The 11849-nt window shown below is 74.5% G+C and carries 10 protein-coding genes and 1 pseudogene; 8 read left to right on the top strand and 3 right to left on the bottom strand.

The features are described from left to right. A complete protein-coding gene (locus tag ACFPZN_RS28865; protein WP_378285379.1) occupies positions 1–1578 on the top strand; it encodes a sulfatase family protein in 1578 nt (525 codons plus the stop codon). Positions 1579–1594: 16 nt separating this feature from the next. Continuing rightward, positions 1595–2152 carry a TetR/AcrR family transcriptional regulator gene (locus tag ACFPZN_RS28860; protein ID WP_378285378.1) on the top strand — a complete coding sequence of 186 codons (558 nt, stop codon included), beginning with the start codon at positions 1595–1597 and terminating at the stop codon, positions 2150–2152. 38 nt (positions 2153–2190) lie between these two features. Here ACFPZN_RS28860 and ACFPZN_RS28855 read toward each other — a convergent pair whose 3' ends face one another. After that, the gene (locus ACFPZN_RS28855; RefSeq protein ID WP_378285377.1) at positions 2191–2811 is read right to left on the bottom strand and encodes a TetR/AcrR family transcriptional regulator; all 621 of its coding nucleotides are present in this window, start codon (positions 2809–2811) and stop codon (positions 2191–2193) included. Positions 2812–3003: 192 nt separating this feature from the next. Between ACFPZN_RS28855 and ACFPZN_RS28850 the strand changes: the two genes are divergently transcribed. From ACFPZN_RS28850 to mshC, 6 genes are all read left to right on the top strand, one after another. Next, a complete protein-coding gene (locus tag ACFPZN_RS28850) occupies positions 3004–4386 on the top strand; it encodes a 4-hydroxyphenylacetate 3-hydroxylase N-terminal domain-containing protein (protein ID WP_378285376.1) in 1383 nt (460 codons plus the stop codon). Positions 4387–4392: 6 nt separating this feature from the next. After that, on the top strand, positions 4393–5655 hold the full coding sequence (locus ACFPZN_RS28845; RefSeq protein ID WP_378285375.1) for an acyl-CoA dehydrogenase family protein: 1263 nt from the start codon (positions 4393–4395) through the stop codon (positions 5653–5655). Positions 5656–5675: 20 nt separating this feature from the next. After that, the gene (locus ACFPZN_RS28840) at positions 5676–6776 is read left to right on the top strand and encodes an acyl-CoA dehydrogenase family protein (RefSeq protein ID WP_378285374.1); all 1101 of its coding nucleotides are present in this window, start codon (positions 5676–5678) and stop codon (positions 6774–6776) included. A gap of 163 nt (positions 6777–6939) precedes the next feature. Then, positions 6940–7989, top strand: a complete 1050-nt coding sequence (locus tag ACFPZN_RS28835) for an ABC transporter permease (RefSeq protein ID WP_378285373.1) — start codon at positions 6940–6942, stop codon at positions 7987–7989. Positions 7990–7995: 6 nt separating this feature from the next. Further along, positions 7996–8940 carry an ABC transporter permease gene (locus tag ACFPZN_RS28830; protein ID WP_378285372.1) on the top strand — a complete coding sequence of 315 codons (945 nt, stop codon included), beginning with the start codon at positions 7996–7998 and terminating at the stop codon, positions 8938–8940. Positions 8941–8994: 54 nt separating this feature from the next. Further along, positions 8995–10224, top strand: a complete 1230-nt coding sequence (gene mshC / locus ACFPZN_RS28825; RefSeq protein WP_378285371.1) for a cysteine--1-D-myo-inosityl 2-amino-2-deoxy-alpha-D-glucopyranoside ligase — start codon at positions 8995–8997, stop codon at positions 10222–10224. Between the two features lie 53 nt (positions 10225–10277). On the opposite strand, the gene ACFPZN_RS28820 is transcribed toward mshC, so the two are convergent. Both ACFPZN_RS28820 and ACFPZN_RS28815 read right to left on the bottom strand, forming a co-directional pair. After that, positions 10278–11135: an oxygenase MpaB family protein gene (locus tag ACFPZN_RS28820; RefSeq protein ID WP_378285370.1), complete on the bottom strand. Its 858-nt coding sequence runs from the start codon at positions 11133–11135 to the stop codon at positions 10278–10280. Between the two features lie 106 nt (positions 11136–11241). Next, positions 11242–11849: pseudogene (locus ACFPZN_RS28815) on the bottom strand (hypothetical protein); the annotation flags it as partial.

Here is an 11849-nt window from a genome sequence, read left to right as displayed (position 1 = left end):
ATGGGACGCAAGATTCTGTTCATCACCACCGACCAGCAGCGTTACGACGCGCTCGGCTGCAACGGCGGCACGGTCGCCCGCACCCCGGTCGCCGACGCGCTCGCCGCCGGAGGAGTCCGTTACGAGCGGGCCTACTGCCAGAACACCGTCTGCATGCCCGCCAGGTCGACGCTGCTGACGGGGCAGTACCCGCGCACGCACGGCGTCGTCGCCAACGGGATCCCGCTGCCGCCGGACGCCCCCAGCGTCGCCCGACACCTGCGCGACTCGGCGGGCTACCGCACGGCGCTGATCGGGAAGGCGCACTTCGAGCCGATCTCCGACCCCGGCCTGCGCTGGGAGGAGAACCGGCTCGGCGCCTCCGGACGGCACGGCCCCTACCGCGGGTTCGAGCACGTCGAGTTCGCCGGGCACGGCCCGTGGGGCAAGACCCACTACGCGCGGTGGCTGAAGAGGGAGCATCCGGGCCGGCGGGACGGGTTCGCCCGGATCTTCGACGGCACCCCGCGCGGCGACACCGGCGCGCCCGAGGTGGCCTACAACCCCGTCCCGCGCGGCCTCTACCACACCGACTGGATCGCCGACCGGGTCATCGCCTGGCTGGACACCCTCGACCCGGACGACGACTGGCTGTGCTGGATGAGCTTCCCCGACCCGCACCACCCGTGGGACCCCCCGGCCGCCGAACGGCACCGCGTCGACTGGCGGGACCTGGACCTGCCCGCCGGGCACCCCGGCTCGGCGGACCGGGCCCGGGAGATCCTGGCCGCCAAGCCCGCCCACTGGCTGGCCTGGTACGAGGGCCGGGTCCCCAACCTGGACGGCGCGCCGGGCGACTTCGTCCCCGCGCGGATGACCGCCGACCAGCTCCGGGAGATCAGCGCGCTCATCCACATCGAGAACGAACTGCTGGACGAGGCGTGCGGCAGGGTCCTGGCCCGGATCGCCGAGCGCGGCTGGGACGCCGACACCGACGTCTTCCTCACCACCGACCACGGCGAGTTCCAGGGGGACTTCGGGCTGCTCTACAAGGGCCCGTACCACGTCGACTCGCTGATGCGGCTGCCGCTGATCTGGCGTCCCGCGCCGGCCACGGGCACGGCGCCCGCGGTGGTGACCGACCCGGTGGGCCAGATCGACCTGGCGCCCACCTTCTGCCGGATCGCGGGGCTGCCGGTGCCGGAGTGGATGCAGGGCCGTCCGCTGCCCGCGGCGCCCGACCCGACCCGCGAGCGCGCGCTGTGCGAGTGGGACAGCCAGCTCGACCACGGCCTGCGCATGCGCTCCATCTACCGGGACGGCTGGCTGCTGACCGCCTACGAGCCGTCGACGCCGGGGGAGGGGATCCCCACGGCCGGGCTGCTCCGGCACTACGGGCTGCCGGCCGTCGAGGTCCCGCGGATCGTGTACGGCGGGGACGAGGGGGAGCTGTACAACCTGCGCGAGGACCCGCACCAGTGGCGCAATCTGTGGGCCGACCCCGGCCATGCGGCGATCCGCCGCGAAATGGTGGAGGATCTGTACGACAACCTGCCGTCGCCGCGGCGGCCGCCGCTGGCGGTCGAGGCGATGGCCTGACGGCGAAGGGAGCCACGTGACCTCTCGCGTCACCCGCGACGAGTGGATCGACACCGCGTTCGACGTCCTGGCCAAGAAGGGCGACAGCGGCCTCAGGGTCGACGAGCTGTGTTCGGCGCTCGGGGTCACCAAGGGAAGCTTCTACTGGCATTTCACCGACCGCGCCGAGCTGGTCGCCGAGATCTGCTCCCGCTGGGCGAACGGACACGCCGACACGCTCGTGGAGCTGGCCCTGGAGACGACAGCCGACCCGCTGGAGCGGCTGCGGCGGCTGCACGATCGCGGCAAGGAGAAGGCGGGCAGCGACCGGGCGATGCGGATGTGGGCGGGGCGGGACGAGCGCATCGCCGCCGCGGTCCGCGCCGCCGACAGGCGCATCTTCGGGTACATGGCCAAGGCGTTCTCCGACCTCGGCTTCCCTCCGGCCGAGGCGGAGCTGCGGGCCAAGCTGCTGCTCTACACGGCGGTCGGCAGCTACAGCGTCGACTCCGGCATCGCTCCCAACGCGGGCCCCGACCAGTTCGAACGCGAACTGCGGATCCTCGCCCGGCCGCTCCCGCCCGGCGAGCGCTGAGCGGGCGGCGCGCGGGCCGGGGGTGAGCCTCCGCCGGGTCAGGCGTCCGGGGCGGGGTCGTGGTAGACGCCGCGGTACCAGAGCGTGGCGAGCGTCTCGATCGCGGCCTCGTCGTCCGGCGGGTCCACGCCGGCGTCGCCGCCCCCGGCCATCCAGACCCAGCAGAACGACTCCAGCATCGAGACGATCGCCGAGGCGAGCAGTCCGTGGTCGACGCCGACCCGGTGGCCCGAGCGCTCCGCGTTGCCGATGCCGGCCTTCACCGCGCGGAGCCCGATGGCGCGGTGGTCCCGCCATCTGCGCGCGAAGACCTCGTCCGTCATGGACATCTGGAACACGCCCACCATCTCGGCGAGGTAGGCGCGGTAGGTGGTCCAGTACGCCCGGACCGCGGCGCGGATGCCCTCCATCGGGTCCTCGCCCCGGGCCTTGAAGGAGTTCTCGAGAACCTCGGTGGAGAACTGCTCCAGCAGGGCCTGGAGCAGTTCCTCCTTGTTCTCGTAGTAGTTGTAGAAGGAGCCGGGGCTCTTGCCGGCGGCCCGCGCGATGTCCGAGATCTTGGCGTTGAAGTAGCCGTGCTCGGCGAAGACCTTGCGCGCGGCGTCGAGGAAGGCGGACTCGGTTCTCCGCCCCTTCGGCGTGGACGGCCTGGCGGGCATCCCCATCCCTTCTGACGGCGGGCTGGTCGCCGTGCACCCGGTGGAGTGCCTGGAGTCTAGAGGATCGGGCGGCGGGGCGGCCCCCTCCGCAGGCCATTGACTAAAACTGAATTCAGTATCAGTATTGCGTTCCGATCCAGTACGCGGCCGTCCCGCCGCCCCCGCGGACGGCCCGACCGAAGGGATGCACCGATGGCGATGAAGACCGGGAAGGAGTACCTCGCCTCGCTCGACGACGGCAGGCGGGTCTTCGCCGAGGGCGAGGAGCTCAAGGACCTCGGCGCCCATCCGCAGTTCGCCACGGCGCTGAAGCTGGTGGCCGAGGGCTACGACCGGCACCACCGGCCGGGGAAGGACGTCAGCGGCCCCTACTTCGCGATCCCGCGCGGACCGGGCGAGCTGAAGGACATCCTGGAACTGCTGCTCGGCTGGGACATGGTGACGGTGACCACCTCCCAGGGCCTGCTGGCGCTGCTCACCGCCGCGGCCCGGGTGCGTCCCCGGCACCCGGGGTACGCGCGGCGCATCGAGGACTACTTCGCCCACTGCAAGGACAACGACCTGCGCTGCGTCCAGGCGATCACCGACGCCAAGGGCGACCGCCGGCTCCCTCCGAGCCGGCAGGAGGATCCGGACGTCTACACCCGCATCGTCGAGCGCCGCCCCGGCGGCATCGTCGTCCGCGGCGCCAAGCTGCACATCTCCTCGGCCGCGGTGAGCCACGAACTGGTGGTGATGCCGACCAAGAACATGAAGCCGGGCGAGGAGGACTGGGCGGTGGCCTGCGCCATCCCCGTGAACGCGCCCGGCGTGTCGATCGTCAACACCAGCTACGCGCCGCGCGAGCGCCAGGCCGACTTCCCGGTCAGCTCCCGGCACAACATGCCCGAGGGCTTCGTCATCCTCGACGACGTCTTCGTCCCGGACGAGCGGGTCTTCCTGGCGGGCGAGATCGAGCACTCGGGGACGTTCGCGCACTCCCTCGGCCTGTGGGAGCGCCTGGGCGGCACCGCGCACCTGGCCGAGTACGGCGACACCCTGGCCGGGCTGGCCCAGCTGGTCGCCGAGGCCAACGGCACCGAGCGGGTCGCGCACGTCCGCGAGAAGATCGCCGAGATGGTCATCTACGCCACGCTGGTGCGCGGCGCGCTGGAGGCGGCCATCGCCAACGCCGAGGCCAGCCCGGAGGGCTGGTACTTCCCCAGCGAGCTGTACACCAACGCGGCCAAGCACCACGGCGCCGCCGAGTTCAGCACGATGATCCGCCACCTGCACGACATCGCGGGCGGCGCCGTGGTCACCGCGCCGTCCGTCGCCGACCTGGAGCACGCGGAGGTCGGCCCCTTCATCCGCAAGTACATGCGGACGAAGGAGGGCGTGGACGGCGAGTACCGCACCCGCCTGTTCCACGCGATCCGCGACTTCACCGCCGACGCCTACGGCGGCTGGCAGCTGGTCACGATGCTGCAGTCCGGAGGCGGCCTGTACGCGCAGCGGCTGGTGGCCCGCAAGCACTACCCCATGGACCGGGCCAAGGCGCTCGCGCTCGCGCTGGCCGGGCTCGCGGAAGGCTGAGCGAGAGTGACGGACGACACGACACCGCGCGGCGAGGTTCCGCGCGACGGATACCCGGGCCCGGAGGCGTTCCGGGACGAGGCGGAGCGGTTCCTGCGGTCGATCGCCGGCGAGTTCGCCGGCGCCGGGACCGCCGGGCGGCGCGGCCCGTCCGACCGCGTCGCCGCCGTCGAGGAACTGGGCGAGGGACACGAGGAGCACGTCGCGAAGGTCAGGGAGCTCCAGGCCCGGCTGTTCGACGCCGGCCTGGCCCGGCCGAGCGCGCCCGCCGGCCGCGGCGGGCGCGGGCTGTCCCGCGAGCACGACCAGATCGTGGACGACCTCCTCGGCGAGCTGGGCTTCCCGTCCCGCGATCTGCTGTTCGTCGGGCTGCACATCGTCGCGCCCGCGATCGAGGCGCACGGCGCGCCGGAGTTGCGCGCGCGGACGGTGCCCGCGCTCCACCGCGGCGACATCATCGGCTGCCAGCTGTTCTCCGAGCCGGGCGCCGGCTCGGACCTGGCGGGCGTCACCACCAGGGCCGTCCGGGACGGGGACGACTGGATCCTCACCGGGCAGAAGGTGTGGACGTCGCTGGGCCACCTGGCGGACGTGGGCGAGGCGCTGGCGCGCACCGACCCCGCGGCCCCCAGGCACAGCGGGCTGACGATGTTCCTGGTGGACATGCGCGCGCCGGGCGTCACCGTCCGCCCCATCCGGCAGATGACCGGCGGGGCCGCCTTCAACGAGGTGTTCCTGGACGGCGTGCGCGTCCCCGACTCGCACCGCATCGGCGAGCCCGGGCAGGGCTGGCGGGTCGCCGCCACCAGCCTGGGCAGCGAGCGCGCCACCATGATCGGGGACGACGGGCCGGTCAGCCCCTACGTCCTGGAACGGCTGGCGGCGCTGGCCGCGCGGCTGGAGGCGGCCGGCGACCCGGTCCACCGGCCGCAGATCGCGCGGACCGTCGCCGCGGTCACCGCGATGCGGGCCGCGGCCGACCTGCCCGAGGGCTCGTGGGGGCACCGGATGGCACCGGTCTCCGGCTCGGTGCTGAAGCTGCTCATGACCCGGGCCGTGGACGAGATCGCGGCGCTGGCGGCCGAGGTCCTCGGCGAGCGCGCCTTCACCGACGCCGGAGAACCGGACACCTTCGCCTGGTCGGAGTTCGTCCTGGGCGCTCCGGCCCTGCACATCGCCGGCGGCACCGACGAGATCCAGCTCAACATCATCGCCCAGCGCGGACTCGGCCTGCCCCGGCCGCCCAAGCCCGCCGCTCCGGCCCGATGACCCGTTCTGAGGACGGCACCATGGAATCCTTCACCCGACCGCCCGAAGAACTCCTGAGCCCCGAGGAGGTCAGGTCGGCGCTGCGCGCCTACTTCGCCGAACACTCCGTTCCGGACGAGGCGCGGCGTCTGCGGGACGACGCCGGCGCCTTCGGGGAGGCGGCCTTCGACCGGGCGCGATGGCGGGCACTGGCCTGCGAGGTCGGGCTGGTCACCATGGCCGTGCCGGAGGCGGCGGGCGGGCTGGGTCTCGGCCTGGCCCACCTGACGCCGGCCCTGGAGGAGGCGGGCGCCTGCCTGTATCCGGGACCGCTGCGCGCCTCCGTGCTGGCCGCGTGGGCGCCCGGCCCCCACGCGGCCGAGGGCCTGCCCGACGACGGCGCCGCGATCGTCGGACTGCCGCAGTCGTTCGCCTCGCGGCGGCCGCACCTGGTGCTGCGCGACGGGCGCGTCTCCGGTGTGGCGGCGGGCGTCACCCACGGGCGGGTCGCGGACCATCTCCTGGCCGTGGCAGACACTCCCGACGGGCCCGTCCCGGCACTGGTCCGGCTGGACGGCGGCGCCGGTGAGGTCACCCGCCACCCGGTCCGGGCCGTCGACCTGACCGCCCGGCCGGCCGACCTGCGCCTGGACGGCGTCCCGGCGACCGTCCTGGCACCGCCCGACGCGACGGCCCGGACGGCCGACGCCGCGCGGCTGCTGCTGGCGGCCGAGCAGGTCGGCGGCGCGCAGGGCTGCCTGGCCCATACGGTCGAGTACGCCAAGATCCGCACCCAGTTCGGGCAGGTGATCGGCGGCTATCAGGCGATCCAGCACCGCTGCGCCGAGGTGGCGGTCGCGATCGCCGCGGCGCGCGCGCTCGTGCACGCGGCGGCCAGGGAGATCGACGAAGGCGACGCCGGGACCGCCCACCGGCTCGTCCTGCTGGCCAAGGCCGAGGCGTCCGAGGCGTTCGGCGCCGCGTCCGACGCGCTGATCCAGGTCCACGGCGGGATCGGATTCACCTGGGAGCACGACGCCCACCTCTATTTCCGGCGGGCGCGGGCGACCTCGGCGCTGGAGGGGCGGCCGTCCCGGCTCCGCGACGAGGCAGTGAGGGCCGGCTGCCTGTCCCTCCTCTGATCCGACGGCACATGCGAGGGCGCGGGTTCGGTGCGCCTTCGCGGTTACGCCCCCTCTTGACTCACCCTGAGTGCTACCTTGACTACCTCGTGCGATCTTTGTGCTGTCCGGAGGGGGGCCGGTCACGGGTGACAGAGGGTGGGCGCAGGGCGGTGGCGGCGCGATGACCCAGGCCGAGCCCGCGGCGGAGTCCGCGCCGGACCGCCCGCCCGACCCGACCGATCCACCCGGCCCTCCCGGCCCGGCCGACCGGTCGGACCCGTCCGACCCGCACAGGGCCGCCGCCCCGCCGCCGGCGGAGGTGGAGGGGGTGCGGCCGTGCTCGCCGTTCCGGCGGGCCTGGCTGCGGTTCCGCCGCGACCGGGTGGCGGTGGCGGCGCTGGCCGCGCTGGCGCTGATCGTGCTGTTCGCGCTGCTGGCGCCGCTGTGGGCGCGCCTGACCGGCCACCCCTACCACGCCACCTTCCCCCGGACCGGCCTCGATCCGGCCGGGCAGCCGGTGGGGCCCTCGGCGGAGTTCTGGCTGGGCGCCGACCAGCTCGGCCGGGACGTGCTGGTCCGCGCCGCCTACGGGGCGCGGGTGTCGCTGCTGGTGGGGGTGTGCTCGGCGACGCTGGCCTCGGCGGCGGGCGTGGCGGCCGGGCTGGCGGCCGGGTTCGCGGGCGGGGCGGCGGACGCGCTGCTGGCCCGGCTGATGGACGTCACGCTGGCGCTGCCCTACCTGCTGGTGGCGATCACGCTGGCGACCGCGTTCCCGATCGCCTCGGCGGGCGGCGGGCTGGCCATGACCGTGCTGGTGATCGCCTTCTTCTCGTTCGCGGCGGTGGGCCGGGTGGTGCGCGGGCAGGTGCTGTCGCTGCGGGAGGAGGGGTTCGTGGAGGCGGCGCGGGCGCTGGGCGCCGGACCGCTGCGGATCATGTTCGCGGAGGTGCTGCCCAACCTGGCCGGGCCGGTCGCGGTGCTGTCCTCGCTGCTGATCCCGGCCGCGATCGTGTTCGAGGCGACGCTGTCGTTCCTGGGCGTGGGGGTGCGGGCGCCGATGCCGAGCTGGGGCGGGATGCTCGGCGAGGGCGGCGAGGTGTTCCAGACGGCCTGGTGGCTGCTGGCGGTGCCGGGCGTCCTGCTGCTGCTGACGACGCTGTCGTTCAACCTGGTGGGCGACGGGGTCCGCGACGCGCTCGCGCCCCGCCGCGCCGCCGGGCGAGGGAGGTGACCGGCGGTGCCGTCCCTGGTCGCGCGGCGGCTGCTGTACTCGCTGCTGGTGCTGTGGCTGGTGTCGACGCTGGTGTTCGTGTTCCTGCACGCCTCGCCGGCGCCGGTGGAGCGGGTGATCGGCGGGCCGCGCGCCACCGCCGAGACGCTGGAGCAGATCCGCCGCAACCTGGGCCTGGACCGGCCGGTGCCGGTGCAGTACGCCGAGTTCCTCGCGCGGCTGCTGCGCGGCGACCTGGGCAGCTCCTACGTCTACGACGCCCCGGTCGCCCGGCTGATCGCCGACCGGCTCCCGACCACGCTGTGGCTGGTCTTCGGCGCCGGGGTGCTGTGGCTGGCGGGCGGGGTGGCGCTCGGGACGCTGGGCGCGGTCCGGGCCCGCGGCCTGGGGGACCGGGCCGCGACGGTGTTCGTGCTGGCCGCGATGTCGGCGCCGGCGTTCGTCATGGCGCTGGTGATGCTGCACCTGTTCTCCACCGTGCCGGCCGGGTGGGGGGTGGGGTTCTTCGAGGCGGGGCCGCCGCTGCGGGAGCACTTCCTGCAGCGGATGACGCTGCCGTGGATCTCGCTGGCGCTGCTGCTGCTGGCCGCCTACGCCCGGCTGACGCGGGCCTCGCTGCTGGAGGTGCTGGAGGCGGACTACGTCCGCACGGCCCGCGCCAAGGGGCTGCGGGAGCGGCGGGTGGTCGTCCGGCACGGGCTGCGGGCGGCGATGGCGCCGGTGCTGACGCAGTCGGGCATCGACCTGGGCATGCTGCTGGGCTCGACGATCGTCACCGAGAAGGTGTTCGGGCTGCAGGGGGTGGGGCAGCTGGTCCACCAGTCGATCGCGGCGGGCGACACCCCGGTGGTCATCGGGGTGACGCTGACGGTGACGGCGTTCGTGATCGCCGCGAATCTGGTGGTGGACGTGGGGTACTCGTTCCTGGACCCGAGGGTCCGGTTCGCCTGATCTTCTGGTGATCTCGGCGTGGGGGCGGGAACGGCGCACGGATAAGCTTTCGGTATGCGATCGTGGTCCGTTCCCCATGTGCCCAGCCTCCCCGCAGCCGGACTGCCCGCGGCGGGAGGCGCGCTGCGACTGCACGACACCGGGACGGGCTCGATACGATCTACCGCCCCGGGCGAGACCGCCCGGATGTACGTGTGCGGCATCACCCCCTACGACGCCACCCACCTCGGCCACGCCAACACCTACCTCGCCTTCGACCTGGTCAACCGCGTGTGGCGGGATCTGGGCCACCGGGTCCACTACGTGCAGAACGCCACCGACGTCGACGATCCGCTGCTGGAGCGCGCCAGGGAGACCGGGGAGGACTGGCGGGAGCTGGCGGAGCGGGAGATCGAGCTGTTCCGCGAGGACATGACGGCGCTGCGGATCCTGCCGCCCGACCAGTACGTGGGCGCGGTCGAGTCGATCGCGCTGATCGTGGAGATGGTGGAGAAGCTGCGGGCCAAGGACGCCACCTACGAGATCGACGGCGACATCTACTTCCCGGTGGCCGCCGACCCGGCGTTCGGCGCGGTGAGCCGGCTGGGCCGGGAGGAGATGGCGCCGCTGTTCGCCGAGCGCGGCGGCGACCCGGACCGCCCGGGCAAGAAGGACCCCCTGGACGCGCTGCTGTGGATGGCGCGGCGGGAGGGGGACCCGGGCTGGGACTCCCCGTTCGGGGTGGGCCGCCCGGGCTGGCACGTGGAGTGCTCGGCGATCTCGATCGAGCATCTGGGGATGGCGTTCGACGTCGAGGGCGGCGGTTCGGACCTGGCGTTCCCGCACCACGAGATGAGCGCCTCGCACGCGCAGGTCGCCACGGGGGAGCGCCCGCACGCCAGGGCCTACGTGCACGCGGGCATGGTGGGGCTGGACGGGGAGAAGATGTCCAAGTCCCGCGGCAACCTGGTATTCGTGTCGAAGCTGCGGCGCTCGGGCGCCGACCCGATGGCGATCCGGCTGGCGCTGCTGGGGCACCACTACCGCTCCGACTGGGAGTGGACCGAAGCCGACCTGGACGGCGCGGCCACCCGGCTGGAGCGGTGGCGGGCGGCGGTGGCGCGCCCGTCCGGCCCGGCCGCGGCGCCGGTGGCCGAGGAGATCCGCCGCCGCCTGGCCGACGACCTGGACGCGCCCGCCGCGCTGGCGGCCGTCGACCGCTGGGCGGCCGGGGACGGCGCCGACACCGCGGCGCCCGCGCAGGTCAGGGATCTGGCCGACGCCCTCCTCGGCGTCGCCCTCTGACCGACCGCCTACCGCCGACCGCCGACCGCCGACCGGGCGGTGTGCGGAGCGGGTCAGGCGTGGGCGGCGGTGCGCTGCGCGGCGTACTGGCGGGCCCGTTTGGCGACCCGGCGCCGCGACGACCACAGCATGACCGGGATGCCCGCCTGGCGCAGCCGCCGGGGGACCCTGCGGTAGAAGAACGTGTGGACGCGCAGGAGCGTCCACAGGGCGCGGTCCTTGCGGTCGCTCCACGGCAGCCCGTACTGCTCGCGGATAGGCTCGGGCAGCAGGCCGGCGGTGACGAACCGGTTGGCCCACAGGGCGGGGGCCATCCAGCGCAGCTTGCGCGACCACAGCACGGCCCGCATGACCTCGCGGCCGGTGTCGGTGACCTCCAGCGAGGAGACCATCTCGTCCATGTAGCGGCGGAAGGCGGCGATGTCGGCGGGCTGCGCGCCGGGCGGGCAGCCCAGCACGTCGGCGACGTGGCGGGCCTGGTCGATGTACTCGGCGGCCAGGTCGCCGCTCGGGGAGCCCAGGACGTGCTCGTAGACGTACAGGGCGGCGTCGATCAGCGTGGCGTTCACCCAGACCTGCAGGTCGGGGTCGTTGCCCGAGTAGCCGGGGCCGGTGATCCGCTCGTGCACGCGGCGGATCGTACGGCCCATCCGCTCGGCCTCCTCGTCGGTGCCGAAGGCGACGATGGTGAGGAAGTCCAGGGTGCCGAGGAGCCGGTCGAGCGGGCGGTGCCGCAGGTCGCTGTGGTCGGCGACGCCCTGGGCGACCTTGGGGTGGGCGACCTGGAGCAGCAGGGCCCGGCCCGCGCCCAGCATGACGGCGGGCTCGGCGGCCACGCGCCGCAGCACCGACAGGTCGCGGGCGGGGCCGGAGGCGGGGGGCGGTGGGGCTACGGGGTCGGGGCGGTCCACGGCGTTCCTTCCGCCGACAATGCGATAAGTGCATACTTGCGCACGGCGGGGCCCGGCTCAACCCCTTCTTGACGAAATGCCAATAAGGTGCCCGGCGCCGTCCCGGTCAGGGGCTCTGCATCACGTAGCAGGCCCAGTCGGAGGGGCTGCCGGCGTCGCCGTCGAGGCGGGCCTCGGCGCCGGGGGCGTACTGCGACCTGCACACCTGCGTCATGGTGATGGAGGAGTCGACGCCGATGCCGCCGTCGGGGGCGCAGTACCAGCGGCCCGAGCGGAAGTCGGCCCGGAACCGGCCCCGGTCCTGGCAGTAGCGCTGCGGGTCGGGGGCGCCGAGCACCACGGGCGAGGGCGGCGGGTCGCTCTGGCCGGGCGTGTCGCCGTCGTCGTCGCCGGTGGGCGCGGGACCGCCGCCTCCGGGCCGGGACGGCCGCGGGCCCGTGCCCTCGGGGGCGGGGTCGGGGTGCCGGGTGCGCGCCGGGTCGCCGGCCGGCCGGCCGCCGTCTCCGCCGGGGGCGGTGGTCACCGAGCCGGCGGGCGAGGCGCCGGAGGGCCCCGCGACGGTCGCGCCCCTGCCGGTGTCGTCGGTGGTGGCGGACATCAGCGCGTAGGTGCCGCCGCCCGCGGCGGCCGCGATCCCCAGCGCCGCGAGCGCGGCGGGGACCTTGGCGGGGATCCGGCGGCGCCTGCGCCTGCGTCCGCGGCCCCGGCCGGGAG

The sequence above is a fragment of the Actinomadura rugatobispora genome, assembly GCF_042656285.1.
In the GTDB taxonomy this organism is placed as follows: domain Bacteria; phylum Actinomycetota; class Actinomycetes; order Streptosporangiales; family Streptosporangiaceae; genus Spirillospora; species Spirillospora rugatobispora.
This window is presented reverse-complemented; position numbering and strand designations above follow the sequence as displayed.